The sequence below is a fragment of the Mesorhizobium ciceri biovar biserrulae genome, assembly GCF_001618845.1.
GTDB lineage: Bacteria > Pseudomonadota > Alphaproteobacteria > Rhizobiales > Rhizobiaceae > Mesorhizobium > Mesorhizobium ciceri.
This window is the reverse complement of record NZ_CP015064.1, coordinates 2,919,239-2,938,467: the sequence shown is the minus strand read 5'-3', so window position 1 is coordinate 2,938,467 and position 19,229 is coordinate 2,919,239. Positions and strand designations below refer to the sequence as shown.

Genomic DNA, 19,229 nt, shown 5'->3' with positions numbered 1-19,229 from the left:
ATTTTCCCTACACGCAAGGCTTCTGGTTAATTTGTATTTACTTAACCCTGCGGCGTGGCTTTCGCGTCACTCATATCCCCTTGCATGGTAAACGGCGTCTCAACATCGTCCATGCAGAAGCCAAATTTCTTCATGATTTCAGCACCCAAACAGATCGTTCCAAAAAACGAACCCCATGAAGCACAGCACCAGAAGCAACCCGGCCCGATAGGCCATTTCCATCATCCGTTCCGACACCGGACGGCGAATGACAGCCTCCACCCCGTAGAACAAGAGGTGACCGCCGTCGAGGGGGGGAATCGGCAAAAGGTTCAGAATTCCGATGCCAACGGATAGCAGTGCAACCAGCTGCACGAGCCATTCGAATCCCAGTTTCGCAGCCCTGCCCGCCATGTCGGCGATCTTCACCGGACCGCCCAGCTGACATTTGTCTTCGCGCCCGACAACAAAGCGCTGCAGGAACTGGCCGGTGCGCTGGATGACGTGACCGGTTTCCTCGACCGCTGCCGCGACAGCTCCAACAGGCGTGTAGGTGATGAGCCGTGGCTGGCCGAGTTCCTTGTTGTTGACGACACCGATTACAGCGACCTTGACCTTGTTGCCGAGCGCGTCTTCCTGTTCCATCAGCCGCGGTGCCGCGGTCACAGTGACCTCCCGGCCGTCGCGCAGCATGACGAAAGTGATTGCGTCGTCCGCACGGCCCGAGACCAGGCGTTGGACGTCGCCAAAGGTTTCGACCTTGTTGCCGTCGACGCTGACGAATCGGTCGCCGGGAAGGATGCCGGCCTTCGCCGCCGGGCTGTCGGCGGTCACCTCGGCCACCATGGGCTCGGCGACATAGCGGCCATAGGCGGTGAACAGCACGGAAAAGACAACGATCGTCAGCAGGAAATTGAACAGCGGTCCGGCCACCACCGTTGCCGCGCGCTTCCAGATCGGCTGCGTGTGGAAGGCGACCTTGCGCTCTTCCGCGGTCAGCGTTTCAATTTCTTCCGACGTCGGCTGGCTCGATGTGGCGTTCATGTCGCCGACGAATTTGACATAGCCGCCAAGCGGTATCGCACACAGTTTCCAGCGCGTGCCGTGGCTGTCGTTGAAGCCGAAGAGTTCCGGGCCGAAGCCGATCGAGAAGGCCCTGACGCCGATGCCGCACCAGCGCCCGACAAGGTAATGGCCCATTTCGTGGACGAACACGACCACGGTCAGCACGAAGAGGAATGGCACCAGCGTGCCGAGGACAAAGCCTTGTGTGCTGAAAAGCGCGTGAAGAATCTCGTTCAAGACAAACCCTCAAATTCTTCCACGGCGCAGACTGCGCCGTGACTGTGACACCAATCCGGGCGAATCCAAGGCGCATCGCGCAAAGGACCTGAAATGACACCACTCAAACGGGAAACAGACCCTGCGCCGGATGATCGGCGTTCGCCGAAATCCAGCCGATGACGTATAGGGCGAATGCAGCTGCGACAAGCCCATCGACACGATCCATGACGCCACCATGGCCCGGGATGAGCGCGCCTGAGTCCTTGCGGCCATGGCGGCGCTTGACCCAGGATTCAAACAGGTCGCCTGCCTGCGAGACAATCGACAGCACGAGCGCCACCAGGCCGAGCAATGCCAGATTGCCGACACCGGCAGCTACGGCGAGGACCAGCCCGGCGACGACGCCGCCGAGCGCACCGCCGAGCGCGCCGCTGCGCGTCTTGCCGGGCGAGATAGAGGGCGCCAGTTTCGGCCCCCCAACGGCACGGCCAACGAAATAGGCAAGGATATCGGTGGCCCAGACGACCGCAAACAGGAACAGGATGGCAATGAGGCCCGAACGATCGCCATCGCGCAGCAAGGCGAGCGACAGGCCTGAAACCGCGGCATAGGCGAGGCCGCTCGCATCCCATTGTCCGGTCTTGCGAAGCGAGGCGGCTATCGCCGTTGCGGCAACAATGGCCGCCACAAGCGGCAGCAGCCAGGAGGCGGCCAGGCCGCCAATCAAGGCGCCAATGAAGACAACCAGCAGAGCTTCCGGCAGGAAACCCAGGCCCGTGGCCCCGGTCGGGCGCGACATGCGGGTCCATTCATAGAAGATCGCCGCCGATATCACGGCGCACAGCAGCCGGAACGGCAGACCGCCGATCCAGGTCAGACCGAGAGTGATGATGGCGAGCACGATCGCCGAAACGACACGCAGCTGGAGATTGCTCATCCCGCGGCCGGTCGCGAAGCGACGTCCTGGCCTCCAAGTCCGCCGAAACGGCGTTCGCGGCCAGCAAACTCACGCAAAGCCTCGGCAAGGTGCTCGCGGCTGAAGTCGGGCCAGTAGCAAGGCAGGAAGACGAGCTCGCTATAGGCGGCCTGCCACAGGAGGAAATTCGACAGCCGAAGCTCGCCGCTGGTGCGAATGACCAGTTCCGGGTCGGGAATGCCTTGCGTATCAAGCGCAACGGCAAAGCTTTCGGCTGATATCGCCTCGGCGTCGAGTTCGCCACGCGCCACGGCCAAAGCGAGCTTTTGCGCCGTGCGAACGATCTCGTCGCGTCCGCCATAGTTGAAGGCGATCACCAGCGTCAGAGATTCATTTGCGGCCGTCAGCGTTTCGGCCTCGTCGAGCAGTCCCCTGATATCGGGCTGCAGCCCTGCCCGGTCGCCGATGATTCTAACCCGCACACCGCTCTGGTGCAGTTCGGCGAGGTCACGGCGGATGAACATTTTCAGAAGGCCCATCAGGTCGCTGACCTCGGATTTCGGCCGCGACCAGTTCTCCGACGAGAAAGCGTAGACGGTCAGGTAGGAGATGCCGAGCCCGGGTGCTGCGCGCACCGTCTTGCGCAGCGCCTCGACGCCGGCACGATGGCCCGCAAGACGAGGCAAGCCGCGCGCCTTGGCCCAGCGTCCGTTTCCGTCCATGATGATCGCGACATGCGCGGGCGTTGCCATGTTCTCGCTTTCGGGTCAGCCGGAGGCCAAGACCCTAAACCTGCATGATTTCAGCTTCCTTATCGGAAAGCAGGTGGTCGATGGTGCTGATCGTCTCGTCGGTAAGTTTCTGAACCTGGTCCGAGCGCTTGCGCTGATCGTCCTCGCTGATGTCGCCGTCCTTCTCCGCCTTCTTCAGGAAGTCCATGCCGTCGCGGCGCACATGGCGCGCGGCGACCCGGGCGTTCTCGGCGTAGGTGTGCGAGATCTTGACCAGTTCCTTGCGTCGCTGTTCGTTGAGTTCGGGAAGCGGAATCCTGAGGTTGGTGCCGTCCACGATCGGGTTGAAACCCAGATTGGATTCGCGGATCGCGCGGTCGACCGCGCCGACCATCGACTTGTCCCATACCGATACCGAGATCATGCGCGGCTCCGGCACCGAGACGTTGGCGACCTGGTTGATCGGCATGGTGGTGCCATAGGCCTGCACCTGGATCGCATCAAGCAGATTGCTGGAGGCGCGACCGGTCCGCAGCGAAGCCAGATCATGCTTGAACGCGGCGATGGCCCCATCCATGCGCCGCTTGAGATCGTCGTACTCACCACTCATCTTTATCTCCTCGACCCGTCTAATGCGGGCTCACTGCTTCGGGGCCGTCTTCGAATCGGACCTTCGAAAACCGGTTTCCCTTCGGGCCAGGCCGCCGATCAATCGTCCGCGACGACCGTGCAGCGGCCGCCGCCCCTCAAAATATCGCCGAAACCACCTTTTTCGTGGATCGAATAGACGATTATCGGAATGTTGTTTTCGCGCGCAAGTGCAATCGCTGCAGTATCCATGATGGAAAGGCCGCGATTTATGACTTCGCCATGGCTGATGCGCTCGAAACGCGTCGCATTCGGGTCCTTCTTCGGGTCCGCCGAGTAGACGCCGTCGACCTGAGTACCCTTGAACAGTGCGTCGGCGCCGATTTCAGCCGCGCGGAGGGCGGCGGCCGAATCAGTGGTGAAGAACGGATTGCCAGTGCCGCCGGCGAAGATCACCACCTTGCCCTGGTTCATGTAAGCAGTCGCCTGGCGCTGCGAAAAGCTCTCGCAAAGTTCGGGCATGGCGATCGCCGAAAGCACCACGGCGTCGACGCCGATCTTGTTCAACGACGTGCGCAGCGCCAGCGAGTTGATCACCGTGGCAAGCATGCCCATGTGGTCGCCGGTGACACGGTCGCCGCCCTTGGAGGCAACGGCCACGCCGCGAAAGATGTTGCCGCCGCCGATGACGACACCGACCTCGATGCCCAATGCACGCGCCTCGGCGATGTCGCCGGCGATGCGATCCACCACTGAAACGTCGATGCCGAAATGCTGCTCGCCCATCAACGCTTCGCCCGACGCTTTCAACAAGACACGTCGGTAGAGGGGCTTCACCGTCATCTGGGCCTCTTCATTTGCATGTGGCGCGTTCCGGTGGCTACCCTCGCGCAGGCGCCGCCTCGAAACAATGGCGTTCCGATACACGAAGGGCGCCGCGATGTCACGCGGCGCCCAAACGGCAAATTCGCCGGTTTCCTTCCCATCAATCAATTGGTGGACACGCTGGCCGACTCTCCTTCGATAAGCACCGGTGACACGTAGTTGGAGGGCTTGTCGCCGGTTGTCGCGCCGCCGGTGACGCGCGCCTGTATCTGCGAGCCGAAATAGGAAAAGGGAAACGGCGCTGGAGTTCTGCTGACCCTCTCCAGCCGGTCGCGATGCGCTTTCGGAATCTCGAAATCCAGCGCGCCAAGATTGTCCTGCATTTGGCTGAGCGTCGTCGCGCCGAGAATGACGGTCGCGATCCCCGGCTGCGTCGCCACCCAGTTGAGCGCGACCTGAGGCATGCTGCGGCCGATCTCGGATGCGACCTTCTCGAGTTCGGCCACGATAGCCCAGTTGCGTTGCGTGAACTTTTGGAAACCCGGATGTGTCGAGTTGCGAAATCCGTCGAGCCGGCCCGCGTTTCCGGCCTGAGCCGGCCGATACTTGCCGCTCAGCAGTCCGCTGGCCAGCGGGCTCCACACCATGATGCCGGCGCCATGGCGCGTGCCGAATGGCACGAACTCATTCTCGATCGCGCGTTCGGCCAATGAATATTCGAGCTGCAACGCCGAAACCGGCTCATATCCGCGCAATTCGGCGATCGCCTGTGCGCGGCCCGCATACCAGGCGGGCACATCGGAAAGCCCGACATGGCGCACCTTGCCCATCCGAACCAGGTCGTCCAGCGTGCGCACGACCTCCTCGGCCGGGGTCAGCCTGTCCCAGACATGCATGAGATAGAGATCGATATAGTCGGTCCCCAACCGTTTCAGCGAAGCATCTACGGCCCGCATGATGTTCTTGCGGCCATTGCCGCCGGCATTCGGATTGCCGGGCTGCATGTTCATGGTGAACTTGCTGGCAATCACCGCCATGTCGCGCAAGCCGCGCTCGGCGATGAATTCGCCAAGCCAGGATTCGGCCGTGCCGTCTGTGTAGAGATCCGCCGTGTCGAAGAAATTGCCGCCCGCCTCGACATAGGCGTCGAACATCGCCCGCGCCGTATCCCTGTCGGCTCCCCAGCCCCATTCCGTGCCGAAAGTCATCGTGCCCAGCGCCAGCCGGCTGACCCTGAGGCCGCTGTTGCCAAGAGTGTAGTAGGTCATGGTCATAATCGTCTTCCAATGCTTGGTGACAGATGCCCGAGCGTCACTGGCCCGGAGTGGTCTTGACCCAGGGATTGCCGCGCTCGTGTGTCATGCGGAACGCAAAGCCATCGACCTTCCAGCCATCCGCAAAACGCGTCAGGTGATGCTCATAGGTGCCCCAGACCTCCCAAAGCGGGTCGCCATTGCCTTCCATCCGGTTCCAGGCATAGCCGGTCGACAGGACAGTCGCCGTGTCCGCCTCGAGAACGACCTGGTGATTGGTGCGCAGATGCAGGCTTGTCTTGCTGCCCTTGAGGTTGGCCGCCCAGGCGCCAATCAGGTCGTCGGAAGCGATGTTGGCCGCCGGCTGTCCGGAAAGGCTGCTGAAATCGGCAGTGACCCGATCCGCGAAATAGCTGCGTGCAAGCTTCCAGTCCTGGGCGTCGACGGCCCGGTCGATGGCATCGGCGATGCGAATGACCGCGCGTTCGTCTGCGAGGGCCCGCCAGTCTGATGGCTCCGCCCCGCCGGCGTCCATCGGCGCCAACGCCATGCCTGCCGCGAAAGTTACGCGCTTCAACGCATTCATGTTCTTTCTCCTCGATGCCATCAGCCCATCGCCGACGTGCGGCCGGCAATGTGGACCGCTCGGCCGACATCGATAAGATTGCATTGTTCGCATGGACCATGCGATATCATGCATGAATGTACCGGGACCTGCTCACCCACCTGCCTGTGATCGTCGCCGTGGCCCGACGCGGCGGCTTTGCGCTTGCCGCCGCCGAACTCGGCATGAGCCCTTCGGCAGTCAGCCATGCGGTGCGCATTGTCGAAGAGCGGATCGGCCAGCCTTTGTTCGCACGGACGACGCGCAGCGTTTCGCTCACCGAGGCCGGCAAGGCGCTGGTGGAAACGGCGGCTCCGGCCCTCCAGGATATTGCCGAGCGGATGGACCGTATCCGCAGCGTCAAAGGCAGGCCGTCTGGCCTGCTCAGGATCAACGCCTCCAACATCGCCATACCATTGGCGGTGACGCCGGTGGTCGCCGCGATGGCCGAGCGCTATCCGGAGGTTACGGTCGAGGTCTTCGCTGACCAGGGTCTGGTTGATATCGTCGGCGAAGGCTTCGATGCCGGCATCCGGCTTGGCGAGATGATCGCCCAGGACATGGTCGCGGTCCGGCTGACGCCGCCGTTCTCCGTCGTCATCGTGGCCTCGCCCGCTTATGTCGGACGGCACGGCCGTCCCAGCAGCGTTGCCGATTTGGCGAATCACAATTGTATTGGCTACCGGCTCGTCCGCTCCGGTGCGCTCTATCGCTGGGATCTGATCGAGGATGGCAAGGACATCGCCATGGAGACGCGGGGCAGCGTTGTCGTGACGGACTCGCTCGCAGCAATCGATCTTGCGCTTGCAGGCGTCGGGCTTGCCTATGTCTTCGAGCCGCTGGCGCGCGCCGATCTTGCCGCGGGCCGCCTGGTCCAGGTGCTGCCGCAGACGGCGATCGAGGAACCGGGGCTATTCCTCTATTTCCCGCGCCGGGCGTCAATGGCGCCGAAGCTCAGGGCCTTTATCGACACCGCACAAGAAATCGGCCGGGCATCCTTGCGGACACCCGGCCGAGTTGCCTGAGCTGAGAAGCCCCTTCAGGGGCTATTTGTAAGGATTATTTCTTCACCGCAGCCGCGACTTCCGCCGCGAAATCGGTCTCTTCCTTTTCAATGCCTTCGCCGAGCGCAAAGCGCAGATAGGCGGAGATCTTGGCCGGAGCGCCGATTTCCTTCTCGGCATCCTTCAGTGCCTGCTCGACAGTGATGTCGGGATTGAGCACGAAGGCCTGCTTCAGGAGCACGACTTCCTCATAGAACTTGCGTAGGCGGCCTTCGACCATCTTTTCGATGATCGCTTCCGGCTTGCCGGACTGGCGCGCCTGATCGGCGAAGATCGCCTTCTCGCGCTCGACCGCAGCCGGATCGATCTGCTCGGCCGTCAGCGCCAGCGGGTTGGTGGCGGCGACATGCATGGCAACCTGGCGGCCAAAGGCATTGGCGGCATGCTCATTGCCCGTGGTCTCGATCGCGACCAGAACGCCGAGCTTGCCAAGACCATCGGCAACTGCGTTGTGGACGTAGGTGGCGACAGCACCGTGCGGGACGGTGAGCTTGGCCGAGCGGCGGAAGCCCATGTTTTCGCCGATGGTGCCGACAGCGTCCTTGATGGTGTCGGCAACCGACTTGTCGGAACCTGGATACTTTGCGGCGGCCACAGCCTCCGTCGTGCCGTAGGCCAGCGCAACCTTGGCAACATTGGCGACGATTTCCTGAAACGCGGCGTTGCGGGCAACGAAGTCGGTCTCGGAATTGACTTCCACGACGGCAGCCTCGCGCACGCCGTTGTCGACGCCGATCAGGCCCTCAGCCGCGGTGCGGCCAGCCTTCTTGTCAGCCTTGGAGATACCCTTCTTGCGCAGCCAGTCGACGGCCTCTTCCATGTTGCCGTTGGTCTCGGTCAACGCCGCCTTGCAATCCATCATGCCCGCGCCGGTCAAGTCGCGGAGTTCTTTGACCTGTGCAGCCGAAATGCTCATTGTCGCCTCTTTGTTTTAAATGCACCGACGCACCATCGGTATTCGATGGTGCGTCTGTTTAGCGTGCCAGAATATGAGAAAGATGAAGGCCGCAACCGGCCTTCGATTATCAAGCTTCCGGAGCGTCTGCAGCCGGGGCCGGAGCCGGGTCGAGCGCCGGTTCGACGGGAGCTTCGATCGAAGCGCCGATGTCGACGCCGAGCGCGCCCTGCTGACGGGCGATGCCGTCGATCGCAGCCTTGGCGATCAGATCGCAATAGAGCTGGATGGCGCGGGCCGCGTCGTCATTGCCGGGGATCGGGAAGTCGATCTTGTCCGGATCGCAGTTCGAATCGATGATGGCGACGACCGGAATGCCGAGGCGCTTGGCCTCGAGGATGGCGATCGCTTCCTTGTTGGTGTCGATCACGAACATCAGGTCGGGCGTCGAGCCCATGTCCTTGATGCCGCCCAGCGCCTTGTCGAGCTTCTCGCGCTCGCGGTCGAGGTTCAGGCGTTCCTTCTTGGTCAACCCTTGCGCCTCGCCGGCCAGCATCTCGTCGAGCTTGCGCAGGCGCTGGATCGAATTCGAGATCGTCTTCCAGTTGGTCAGCATGCCGCCGAGCCAACGCGAGTTGACGTAGTACTGGGCCGAACGCTGTGCCGCATCGGCGACGATGTCGGACGCCTGGCGCTTGGTGCCGACGAACAGCACGCGGCCGCCCTTGGCGACGGTGTCGGAAACCTGCTTCAGCGCCTGGTGCAGCAAAGGCACCGTCTGCGAGAGGTCGATGATGTGGATGTTGTTGCGGGCGCCATAGATGTAGGGCGCCATTTTCGGGTTCCAGCGATGGGTCTGGTGGCCGAAGTGAATGCCAGCTTCCAAAAGCTGGCGCATGCTGAAATCAGGCAGTGCCATTCAAAGTTCCTTTCCGGTTAGCCTCCACGGACACAGGCATTTTTGGACTTTGTCCTCGAACGCCACCGGAGGTTTCAGCCGGATTTCTCCCGGGCAGACACCAAAGTCCGTGTGTGGAATGAGCGCGCATATAGAGGGGATGCGCGATAAACGCAAGTGCCGCGGGACCTGTGTGCGGCGTGCGACGATCCGCGCGCTGCCGTCAGCGCTTTATCTTGCCGTTCGGCACCCGCACCCGCCGGAAGACCGCGACGATCTCCTCGCGGCTGCATTCGATGGCGCCGAGCCGCACCGCACGGTCACGCTCGAAGCCGGTTATGTCATAATGCGGCGCCGATGTCTTGGGCGGCCCCTGGTAGGATGAGCGCTTAACGCCAAGATGCGCGGCAAAGCGATGCAACTCGTCGGTGTCGTCGGCCAACAGATGGCACCAGCGATGGCCGGCCCAGTTCCAGATCGCTGCGTCGACATAGGCTGCCATAAAGCTTGCTGTCTGCCTTCCATCCGTCACGACAGTCGGCCACATGGCCCGGCTGATGTCAGTGACGATAGAATGGATTCGGATAGAAAATGAAGCCGCCATTGGCTGCAAGCTCGGCGACGATGTTGGTGACTGTATCCTGCATGCGACGGTGCAGATCGGCAACCGCATCGTCGATCGAGCCCGTATGCTCATGCAAGCCCAGTGCCTCCGGCACCCGGATGTGGGCGCAACGCGGCCCGGCCGGCTGCGGAACGAACCGGTTCATCGTGTCGCGCAGCCCGCCCCGACAATAGTCGTTGCGGATCCGCTTCAGATGTTCGGCGATCTCCTCCTGGCTAATGCGCGGATTGGCGCAGGCCCAGGGTCCGACGCGTTGCAGCCTCTGAACCCTATCGACGAGCGCGCGGACCTGCCTTTGCCGTTCGGCATCGCCGGTGTTTTCGCGCTGCCAGCGACGCGCCCGCCGCAGAAGCTCGGTGATGTCGGCGACATCAATGTCGGCTGAGATGCTTTTGCCGAGCTGGCGGCTGAGCTCGGTGACCAAAACCCTCTGACGCTGGGCATAGGAAGCGCCTTGGTCGAACGGCATGCCCCTGGCAGCTTCATCGCGGGCCAGCAGTGTCGAATAGACATGGTGAATGCGCTGCGGCAGCGTGTCGGTCGCCTGGCGTTCTATTTTGAGGTTTTTCTCGACATAGGCGCATTCCTTCGCCAGTGCCGCTTCGACGTTGCCGGTGAAGGCAAGCTTCCAGACGACGGGCGCGATCCAGACCTTGAAATTGGGATCCGTGGCCCGACCGCGCTTGAGGGCCTCCAGTCCCATCTCGACCGCACCCGGCAGCAAAGGCGCAACGACATTGGCATGCCAGCCGACGCCGCCTTCGGGATGCAGCAGCACGCCATGGCCTTTCAAGGCCCAGGCGATCGAGTGTTCCTTCGCTGCCCCGCTGTTGCCGGGTATCTGGGCGATCAGATTGTTGGCCAGCCAGAACTTCTGCATCAGCCGGCCAAGGCCGTTGACGACACCATTGGTCGCCCATGAGGCCGTGAGCGGGCTGACCTGCGACACGATTTCCTTGTCGATCATCCAGTCGGTGAAGAACTCGGGATGATTGGGCGTGATGAAGGTCGCCTTCCCTGCCCCGCAACTGGCCTTCAGCCGCTCAAGATCGGCGTCGGGAAAGTCGATATGGCGGACATTTGAGACGCCGCGCAGACCGGCCAGGCGATTGAACGGCAACAGATCCCGAAACCCGGGAATGCCGCGCAGCATGACGATCCGGTTGACGGATGTCATGGCCCTGATCAGTGCCGGGTTGGGCCGCGGCGCGACGAACGTATCGATCCTGCTCAAGCTGATCCCCCTCGCGCCTGGACGCTGGAAGAGGTTGAGGGACGATTGCGGCACGTTCAAGTCGTTCGTTACGACCACGCCGTGCCGTGGCAAATCAGCTGCCTAGACAGGCACTATTTGGCGGGACAAGGTTTCGTCTGGTCGAACAGCGACAGGTTGACCAGCTTGCCGGTCATCGAGAAGTCGCCATAGTCCATGACGAGATCGCGGGTGATGCCGTTCTCATGCAGCTTGAAGCTGATACGGTATTCCGGAACCTCTTCGCCGGTCTTGTTGGTGTCGTCGAAATAGGCGATGTCGACCGGCCAGTATTTGTCGGTGGCGAGCTTTGCCAGTGCCGAAGCTTCCGGGTCGGCCTTGTCGGCATCGGTTTTCTTGCCGACAACGACGGTGGTGGTCATCACCTTGTTGGCGTCTTCGGAACCGTCGAACAGGTTGGTTTCGTAAAAATTCTCGCCTTTTTCGGCCTTGCCGATCAATTCGACCAGATGCTGGGTCGGGAATTGGGTTGTCGCGAGCTCGACGCTGTTCTTTTCAGGCTTGTCGATGTCGACCTTGAGGCCCTTGGTCTCTTTCGTGGCGATGCCCTTGACCTCCTTGTCGAGATTCTGGTCGACGAAGGATTTTGTCACGAACGAAAAAGTCTTGCCCTCGGCATCCTCGAAAGTGGTCGTCTGCTGGTCGGTCAACCTGGTGTTGTCGGCGGTGACGATCTGGGTGACGAAGCGGAATTTCACCGTATAGCCTTCACAGGCCGAGCCATTGAACTCATAGACCATGCGGCCGGATATGCCCGTGATGCCGGACTGATCGGAAGCCTTTTTCAGGGTAAGATCGTAGACGGCGCGGTGGGCTTGCAGTGCCGGCGCTGCGAGGACAGGGCCTATCGAGAATATCCCCGACAACAGGACGGCATGGAATGCGAGGCGCGTTGCGCGCATGAGGTACTCCGATCGTCGCGACTGATGGCAGGCCGCAGGGAAAGATGGTCCAGCTTAAAAAAAGTCGTGGCGGAAGCGAGGCAAAAATAGCAATTTCGGCCCGGCCGGCGCGGCGTCACCAAGCAATAGGGAAATACCATGAGTGAAACAATCGAAAAGCGGCTAAGCGATCTGGGCGTGACGCTTCCCGTCGCCGCCGCGCCCGCCGCCAACTACGTGCCCTATTGCAGGACCGGCCATTTGCTGTTCACTGCCGGGCAATTGCCGCTCAAGGACGGCAAGCTGCAGGCGAGCGGGCTGCTCGGCCGCGACGTCGACACGGCAGGCGGCAAGGACGCGGCAAAATACTGCGCGATCAACATCCTGGCGCAGGCCAAGGCAGCACTCGGCGACCTCGAGAAGATCAGCCGTCTGGTGAAGATCACCGTTTTCGTCGCCTCGACACCCGAGTTCGTCGAGCAGCATCTGGTTGCCAACGGCGCCTCCGATTTCCTGGTCGCCGCCCTTGGCGAGCGCGGCAAGCATGCACGCTCCGCCGTCGGCACGGCCTGCCTGCCGCTTAATGCCGCAGTGGAAATCGAAGCCATCTTCGAAGTCGCATGAGCCAGGGGACAGATATGACCGACCTATCCTGGCTGACCGCCCGGCCCGTTGCCCACCGCGGCTTCCACGACATGAACAAGACGCGCTGGGAAAACACGCTGTCGGCCTTCGCCGCAGCCGCCGAACGCGGCTACGCCATCGAATGCGACGTGCACCTGTCGTCCGACCGCGTTCCCGTCATCATCCATGACGGCGATCTCAAGCGCCTGACCGGCCAGGATGGTTTCGTCTGGCAGCGTACCGCAGCTGAACTCGCGGCGCTCAGGGTCGGTGGCACGGCGGACCATGTGCCGACGCTGCAGGAAGCGCTCGACCTGGTCGATGGCCGCGTGCCACTGGTCGTCGAGCTGAAAGGCACGCCCGGCTATGACGAAGGCCTGGTGGCAAGCGTCGGCAAGATGCTCAAGCGCTACAAGGGCAAGGCGGCGATCATGTCGTTCGACCATTGGCTGGTCCGCGATTTTCCAAAGGACGCGCCGGGTATCCCAGGGGGTCTCACCGCCTACGGCAAGGACGTCGGGTTGATCGAGGCGCATTTCGCCATGCTGGCGCATGAGATCGCCTTCACCTCCTACGCCGCCGGCGACCTGCCAAACCCATTTGTCAGCTTCGTGCGTGAAAGGCTGAAAATGCCTGTTATCACCTGGACGGTGCATGACCAGCCGGCGGTCGACCTGACCTTCAGATATGCCGATCAGATGACGTTCGAAGGGTTCGAACCCGATCTGGTCAAAGTCGCCTGAGTGTCTGAAACGTGACTTGCACCAGGCCGGACGGAGCTTAAATAAGCCTCATGGATCAGGGCGACGAGGGTGACGGACAAACGGCCAATGCGGACTATTCGATCCGCGTCGCCGCCGGCATCGGCGCCTTCACCTGTGATGAATGGAATGGCTTTGCGGGAACTGCGCGCGGCGATTTAGAAACCAGCTACAATCCTTTGGTTTCATTCGCTTTCCTGAGCGCCCTTGAGGATTCCGGATGCGCCGTGCGCCGCACTGGTTGGCAGGGCCACCATCTCAGGCTGGAGGATGGGCGGGGCAGATTGCTGGGCGCGGTGCCCTGTTATCTCAAATCGCACAGCCAGGGCGAATATGTGTTCGACCATGGCTGGTCGGATGCGTTCGAACGCGCCGGTGGCCGCTACTATCCCAAACTGCAAAGTGCCGTGCCGTTCTCCCCGGTCACCGGCCCTCGCCTGCTGGTCACCAGGGGCGAGGACAGTGCCAAGGTGAAGGCCGGTCTCGCGGCGGGCCTGAAGGCGGTGACGCAAAAGCTCGGTGTCTCTTCCGCACATGTCACCTTCGCGCAAGAGAGCGATGTGGAGGTGCTGGAAGCAGCCGGTTTCCTGCACCGCACCGACCAGCAATTCCATTTCTTCAACGAAGGCTTTTCAACCTATGACGACTTCCTCGCCACCCTTGCCTCGCGCAAGCGAAAGGCGATGAAAAAGGAAAGGCGCGAAGCGCTTGCCCCAGGCATCTCAATCGACCGGCTGACCGGCAAGGACCTCACGGAGAAAGCCTGGGACGATTTCTTCGCCTTCTACATGGACACCGGCAGTCGCAAATGGGGCCGGCCCTATCTCAATCGTCAATTCTTCTCGATGATCGGCGAGCGCATGGCCGACGACATCCTCCTGGTGATGGCTAGGCGCAACGGGCGCTATATCGCCGGCGCGATCAATTTCATCGGTTCGGATGCACTTTATGGCCGCAACTGGGGCTGCATCGAGGCCCATCCCTTCCTGCATTTCGAGGTCTGCTATCACCAGGCGATCGACTTCGCCATCGAGCGCAAGCTCAAGGTGGTCGAGGCGGGAGCGCAGGGCGAGCACAAGCTGGCGCGCGGCTACCGGCCGGTGACCATGCATTCCGCGCACTACATTGCGCACCCAGGCCTGCGCAACGCCGTCGCCGACTATCTTCGGCGCGAACGGCAGGAGGTGGAGCGGATGAGCGAATATCTGGAAGAGCATACCCCGTTCCGCAAGGATCTCGAGGAGTAGCCCCGGTTGGCCGGCTGGGGGGCGACGATTATCTTGCCGAATTTCGACGCCTTCGCTACACGAAGGCACAATCCGGAGCGTTCGCCATGACCGAGGCCGCCTACGATACCGACAACATTTTCGCCAAGATCCTGCGCGGCGAAATTCCCTCGCACCGTGTCTACGAGGATGACGCGGTCATCGCCTTCATGGATGTGATGCCGCAGGGGCCCGGCCATACGCTGGTGGTGCCGAAAGCGCCGTCGCGCAACCTTCTCGATGCCGATCCGTCAATTTTCGGCCATCTCTTGAGCGCCGTTCAGAAAGTGGCGCTGGCGGTGAAAAAGGCCTTCGGCGCCGATGGCGTCACCGTCATGCAGTTCAATGAGCCGGCCTCGGGGCAGACCGTCTATCATCTGCATGTGCATGTCATTCCGCGCTTCGACGGCATCCCGCTGAAGCCGCACACGGGCGAGATGGAGAAGCCGGAGATTCTGGTCGGGAACGCCGAAAAGATACGGACTGCACTCAAAAATTGAGAGCGGGAGGTCCGCCAATGATGTGGTGGACCTGGTCGAGAATATCGGACTAACAAGCGCCGTTCAGTCCAGAAGCCGATTCTAATGCCCGGCCGTGCCCAGTGCCGACTCAACCGTTTGCAACTCTAATCGTCTGATTAGGAAATATCGAACCATCTCACGGTAAAATGCTAACGCGTGGCGAGCTGTGGGGCTTCAAAACCATGGAACATTCGGTTGCGGCATCGGCCCCACTGGCGGGGGCAATTGTCGAGCGTGCTTTTCTTGGCATCTTGGCGGATGCCTTTTGGCGACACCGGCTGCTGCACGCTGTGGCTGCCGCTGCGCTGCTTCTGGCAAGCGCAGTCGGGTGGCACACTGGAAACATGCCGGATTTCGGCGTTCTGGAGGAATACGCTGAGTATCTTTTCATCGCCTTCTGGATTTGCGGCTCAGCCTTTGCACTTGGGACGCTTCTCCATCTTGCGCTGGTCCAGCGGGATACCGAACCGCTGCACACCTTCCTGAAGTCACTGGGTAGATTCTTTGGCGACGCCGAACGCATTGCCAACAGCCTGAATGGCCTGGGTGCGGGTCTTGCCTTCATATCCGCGATCGGTGTGTTGAAGGGAGCCATTGCAATCCTCTCTCCGTTTGCATGGGACAAGGCATTGGCTCAGGCCGACCGCATCCTGCATTTCGGTCGAGCCCCGCACGAATGGTTGTGGTTTATCGTCCAGTCGCCGCTTGCATTGAAGATCATCAACATCGCTTACAATTTCTGGTTCGTCGTGCTCATTACCGCGGTTTTCACCGTGTGCATCGCACGCAAGGATACGAAGCTGCGTCACCAGTTCCTGATGAGCTTCATGACGGTGTGGACGCTGGGTGGCTTCTTCCTCGCGATGGGCCTGTCGTCGGCTGGCCCTTGCTTTTACGAGCGATTGGGGTTCGGCAACGACTTTCACGCCCTCATGCAAGCACTCGCCACCGCCGATCGCATCTATCCAATCTGGGCGCTCAACACGCAGGATATGCTGTGGGGTGGCTACACCGGCGCAACTACCGGCAGCGTCGGTATATCCGCCTTCCCATCCCTGCACGTTGCGATGGCGGTGCTGTTCGCTCTCTATGCAACGCGGCGGTCTCGGCTGGCCGGTGTTGTGATGTGGTTATTCGCGGGCGTCATTATGGTCGGAGCCGTCGTGCTTGGCTGGCACTATGCCGTGGATGGCTATGCGGGCGCATCCCTGATGGTCGCGATCTGGAAGGCGTGCGGATATTTGCTGACCCGTTTCGAGTCGGACAGCGCGGCCGCTGAGAGCTCCACCATGCAATCGCCGGCCCTTTGCGGGATGTAAATTCGCCGATCTGGACGAACTCGCCTGCGGCGGCATGCCGGTCAAAACGCCTCAAGGGCGGCGCTGGATGGGTTGGACAATTTCCGAAACGCTGTTGGATACGGTCCTTGCCGAAGCTGCTCTGCGAGCGTGTCCGCGCATTGCCCAGGGCTCAGGAGCGACGTGTCGACTTCCAGATCGTACACACCGGGCCGGTGCACCTCTTCCTGCCACAGGCGCGCCACCGGGCCGCAATCCCATCCCGGGTCGATAGCGCGGCGGCATGGCCTGATCGCAAACGTCGACACCGAGATTGATCCAGACGCCATCGAAGCACCCCTGAACAGCCTTGGCGATGCTTGTTTTTCGATCGCGGCGCACCGTTCAGGGTGATGATCTGGCCGATTATGCCTACCCTCGCTCCAATAAAAAAGCCCCGTGCCCGGGGCTTTCTTGACTTTCGTAAGGTTCAGTTCTTTCGGGGCAGTTGTGGCACCAGGCTGCGCTTGCCGCCGTCCTTGCCCTTGGCTTCGGGCTTCTGCGCCACCAGCTTCTTGGCCGTCGGCTTTTTCACCACGGCCTTTCTGGACTTCGGCGTTTCTTCCGGCTCTTCCTTCTTCGGCTTCACCGGCGCCTCGTCGGCCAGCGATTCGAGCTTCAGGCCGGTCTCGCCGGTTTCCTTCTTCTCGACGGTGACGCGCACCGTGCCGCCCTTCTTGAGCTTGCCGAACAGCACCTCGTCGGCCAATGGCTTCTTGATGTGCTCCTGGATCACACGACCGAGCGGCCGCGCGCCCATGCGCTCATCATAGCCCTTGTCGGCGAGCCAGGCGATCGCGTCCGCCGACAGGTCGAAGGTGACGCCACGCTCGGAAAGCTGGGCCTCGAGCTGCATGACGAACTTCTGCACCACCTGATGGATGACCGGCACCGGCAGCGAGCCGAACGGGATGATCGCATCGAGACGGTTGCGGAACTCCGGCGTGAACAGCCGGTTGATCGCCTCGACATCGTCGCCTTCGCGCTTGGTCGAGCCGAAGCCGATCGCCGCACGCTGCGCATCCGACGCGCCCGCATTGGTGGTCATGATCAGGATCACATTGCGGAAGTCGATCTGCTTGCCGTTGTGGTCGGTCAGCTTGCCATGGTCCATAACCTGCAACAGGATGTTGAACAGGTCCGGATGCGCCTTCTCGACCTCGTCCAGCAACAGCACGCAATGCGGATGCTGGTCGACGCCGTCCGTCAGAAGACCGCCCTGGTCGAAGCCGACATAGCCGGGAGGAGCACCGATCAGCCGCGACACGGTGTGGCGCTCCATATATTCCGACATGTCGAAGCGGATCAGCTCCACGCCGAGCGACGCGGCCAACTGCTTGGCGACTTCGGTCTTGCCGACGCCGGTCGGGCCGGAGAACAGGTAGGAGCCGATCGGCTTCTCCGGTTCGCGCAGGCCGGCACGCGCCAGCTTGATCGCCGAGGTCAGTGCGGTGATCGCAGTGTCCTGGCCATAGACGACTCGCTTCAGCTCGATATCGAGGCCCTGCAGCACCTTCTCGTCGTCGGCCGAAACCGTCTTCGGCGGGATGCGGGCCATGGTGGCGATCGTCGCCTCGATCTCCTTGATGCCGATAGTCTTCTTGCGCTTGGCTTCCGGCACCAGCATCTGCGAGGCGCCGGTCTCGTCGATCACGTCGATCGCCTTGTCCGGCAGCTTGCGGTCGTTGATGTAGCGTGCCGACAGTTCCACCGAGGCCTTGATCGCCTCGTTGGTGAACTTCACCTTGTGGAACTCCTCATAATAGGGCTTGAGGCCCTTCATGATCTCGATCGCGTCCTCGATGGTCGGCTCGTTGACGTCGATCTTCTGGAAGCGCCGCACCAAGGCACGGTCCTTCTCGAAGAACTGGCGGAATTCCTTGTAGGTGGTCGAGCCGATGCAGCGGATCGCACCCGACGACAGCGCCGGCTTCAACAGGTTGGACGCATCCATGGCGCCGCCTGAAGTCGCCCCTGCCCCGATCACCGTGTGGATCTCGTCGATGAACAGCACGGCGCCAGGATAATCCTCGAGCTCCTTGACGACCTGCTTCAGCCGTTCCTCGAAATCACCGCGATAGCGCGTGCCGGCGAGCAGCGTGCCCATATCGAGCGCGAAGATGGTGGCATTGTGCAGCACTTCGGGAACGTCGCCCTCGACGATGCGCTTGGCCAGGCCCTCGGCGATCGCCGTCTTGCCGACGCCGGGGTCACCGACATAGAGCGGGTTGTTCTTGGAGCGGCGGCACAGCACCTGGATGGTGCGGTTGATCTCGGACTCGCGGCCGATCAGCGGATCGATCTTGCCGGCCTTGGCCTTGTTGTTGAGGTTGACGCAATAAGCCGTCAGCGCGTCCTGCTGCTGCTTCTTCTTGCCGCCTTCCTCTTGCGGCTCGGCGCCGTTCTGGCCGCCCTGCTCGTCATCGGCGCCGCGCGGCGAGCGTGTCTCCGACGCGCCCGGACGCTTGGCAATGCCGTGCGAGATGTAGTTGACCGCATCGTAGCGGGTCATCTGCTGTTCCTGCAGGAAATAAGCGGCATGGCTCTCGCGCTCGGCGAAGATAGCGACGAGCACGTTGGCGCCCGACACTTCCTCGCGGCCAGAAGACTGCACATGGATCACCGCGCGCTGGATGACGCGCTGGAAACCGGCCGTCGGCTTGGAGTCCTCGTCGTAGCCGGTGACGAGGTTGTCCAGCTCGGTGTCGATATAGGTGAGAACCGTATGCTTGAGCTCATCGAGATCGACATTGCAGGCGCGCATGACGGCGGCCGCCTCGGTGTCGTCGATGAGCGCGAGCAGCAGATGTTCTAGGGTTGCATATTCATGGTGCCGCTCATTGGCGAGCGTCAGCGCCTGGTGAAGCGCCTTTTCCAGGCCTTGGGAGAAAGCCGGCATGTTACC

At 61.8% G+C, this 19,229-nt stretch carries 19 protein-coding genes and 1 pseudogene; 6 read left to right on the top strand and 14 right to left on the bottom strand.

Translation table 11 applies throughout. The features are described from left to right. Window positions 1–138: 138 nt before the first annotated feature. The 7 genes from rseP to A4R29_RS13525 all read right to left on the bottom strand — a co-directional run bounded on the left by rseP (window position 139) and on the right by A4R29_RS13525 (window position 6,162). A complete protein-coding gene (gene rseP / locus A4R29_RS13555) occupies window positions 139–1,281 on the bottom strand; it encodes an RIP metalloprotease RseP (protein ID WP_024503348.1) in 1,143 nt (380 codons plus the stop codon). Window positions 1,282–1,384: 103 nt separating this feature from the next. After that, entirely contained in the window at window positions 1,385–2,200 is an 816-nt protein-coding gene (locus A4R29_RS13550) for a phosphatidate cytidylyltransferase (protein WP_063172109.1), read from the bottom strand. Continuing rightward, the gene (locus A4R29_RS13545) at window positions 2,197–2,931 is read right to left on the bottom strand and encodes an isoprenyl transferase (protein ID WP_013531758.1); all 735 of its coding nucleotides are present in this window, start codon (window positions 2,929–2,931) and stop codon (window positions 2,197–2,199) included. Before A4R29_RS13545 ends, A4R29_RS13550 begins: the two co-directional genes overlap by 4 nt. 34 nt (window positions 2,932–2,965) lie before the next feature. Next, window positions 2,966–3,520, bottom strand: a complete 555-nt coding sequence (gene frr / locus A4R29_RS13540; RefSeq protein WP_013531759.1) for a ribosome recycling factor — start codon at window positions 3,518–3,520, stop codon at window positions 2,966–2,968. 98 nt (window positions 3,521–3,618) lie between these two features. Then, the gene (gene pyrH, locus A4R29_RS13535) at window positions 3,619–4,341 is read right to left on the bottom strand and encodes a UMP kinase (RefSeq protein ID WP_013531760.1); all 723 of its coding nucleotides are present in this window, start codon (window positions 4,339–4,341) and stop codon (window positions 3,619–3,621) included. Between the two features lie 146 nt (window positions 4,342–4,487). Then, window positions 4,488–5,597: an aldo/keto reductase gene (locus A4R29_RS13530; RefSeq protein WP_063172108.1), complete on the bottom strand. Its 1,110-nt coding sequence runs from the start codon at window positions 5,595–5,597 to the stop codon at window positions 4,488–4,490. 37 nt (window positions 5,598–5,634) lie between these two features. After that, entirely contained in the window at window positions 5,635–6,162 is a 528-nt protein-coding gene (locus tag A4R29_RS13525) for a nuclear transport factor 2 family protein (protein WP_024503351.1), read from the bottom strand. Between the two features lie 116 nt (window positions 6,163–6,278). Here A4R29_RS13525 and A4R29_RS13520 point away from each other — a divergent pair, with 116 nt between their 5' ends. Further along, on the top strand, window positions 6,279–7,205 hold the full coding sequence (locus A4R29_RS13520) for a LysR family transcriptional regulator (protein WP_063172107.1): 927 nt from the start codon (window positions 6,279–6,281) through the stop codon (window positions 7,203–7,205). Window positions 7,206–7,239: 34 nt separating this feature from the next. On the opposite strand, the gene tsf is transcribed toward A4R29_RS13520, so the two are convergent. The 5 genes from tsf to A4R29_RS13495 form a co-directional block, all read right to left on the bottom strand. Then, window positions 7,240–8,160, bottom strand: a complete 921-nt coding sequence (gene tsf, locus A4R29_RS13515) for a translation elongation factor Ts (protein ID WP_013531764.1) — start codon at window positions 8,158–8,160, stop codon at window positions 7,240–7,242. A 109-nt stretch (window positions 8,161–8,269) separates the two neighbouring features. Beyond that, entirely contained in the window at window positions 8,270–9,058 is a 789-nt protein-coding gene (gene rpsB, locus A4R29_RS13510; protein ID WP_013531765.1) for a 30S ribosomal protein S2, read from the bottom strand. Window positions 9,059–9,260: 202 nt separating this feature from the next. Next, window positions 9,261–9,539, bottom strand: coding sequence for a DUF4031 domain-containing protein (locus A4R29_RS13505; RefSeq protein ID WP_013531766.1), 279 nt, complete (start codon window positions 9,537–9,539; stop codon window positions 9,261–9,263). A gap of 58 nt (window positions 9,540–9,597) precedes the next feature. Further along, window positions 9,598–10,896, bottom strand: a complete 1,299-nt coding sequence (locus A4R29_RS13500; RefSeq protein WP_063172106.1) for a lysophospholipid acyltransferase family protein — start codon at window positions 10,894–10,896, stop codon at window positions 9,598–9,600. Window positions 10,897–11,009: 113 nt separating this feature from the next. After that, entirely contained in the window at window positions 11,010–11,837 is an 828-nt protein-coding gene (locus A4R29_RS13495) for a cell envelope integrity EipB family protein (protein ID WP_063172105.1), read from the bottom strand. A gap of 138 nt (window positions 11,838–11,975) precedes the next feature. Between A4R29_RS13495 and A4R29_RS13490 the strand changes: the two genes are divergently transcribed. The 5 genes from A4R29_RS13490 to A4R29_RS13470 all read left to right on the top strand — a co-directional run bounded on the left by A4R29_RS13490 (window position 11,976) and on the right by A4R29_RS13470 (window position 16,306). Beyond that, a complete protein-coding gene (locus A4R29_RS13490; RefSeq protein ID WP_063172104.1) occupies window positions 11,976–12,440 on the top strand; it encodes a RidA family protein in 465 nt (154 codons plus the stop codon). A gap of 14 nt (window positions 12,441–12,454) precedes the next feature. Next, window positions 12,455–13,183 carry a glycerophosphodiester phosphodiesterase gene (locus tag A4R29_RS13485; RefSeq protein ID WP_024503355.1) on the top strand — a complete coding sequence of 243 codons (729 nt, stop codon included), beginning with the start codon at window positions 12,455–12,457 and terminating at the stop codon, window positions 13,181–13,183. A 50-nt stretch (window positions 13,184–13,233) separates the two neighbouring features. Beyond that, window positions 13,234–14,448 (top strand): GNAT family N-acetyltransferase, encoded by a 1,215-nt coding sequence (locus A4R29_RS13480; RefSeq protein ID WP_063172103.1) that lies wholly within the window; start codon window positions 13,234–13,236, stop codon window positions 14,446–14,448. Between the two features lie 86 nt (window positions 14,449–14,534). Continuing rightward, window positions 14,535–14,966: an HIT family protein gene (locus A4R29_RS13475; protein WP_013531772.1), complete on the top strand. Its 432-nt coding sequence runs from the start codon at window positions 14,535–14,537 to the stop codon at window positions 14,964–14,966. Window positions 14,967–15,169: 203 nt separating this feature from the next. Next, a complete protein-coding gene (locus tag A4R29_RS13470; RefSeq protein WP_244506956.1) occupies window positions 15,170–16,306 on the top strand; it encodes a phosphatase PAP2 family protein in 1,137 nt (378 codons plus the stop codon). 41 nt (window positions 16,307–16,347) lie between these two features. On the opposite strand, the pseudogene A4R29_RS33075 reads toward A4R29_RS13470, so the two are convergent. Together A4R29_RS33075 and clpA are read right to left on the bottom strand one after the other, a co-directional pair. Further along, window positions 16,348–16,694: pseudogene (locus tag A4R29_RS33075) on the bottom strand (phosphotransferase-like protein). A 60-nt stretch (window positions 16,695–16,754) separates the two neighbouring features. Beyond that, window positions 16,755–19,223 carry an ATP-dependent Clp protease ATP-binding subunit ClpA gene (clpA, locus tag A4R29_RS13465; protein ID WP_063172102.1) on the bottom strand — a complete coding sequence of 823 codons (2,469 nt, stop codon included), beginning with the start codon at window positions 19,221–19,223 and terminating at the stop codon, window positions 16,755–16,757. Window positions 19,224–19,229 lie beyond the last annotated feature (6 nt).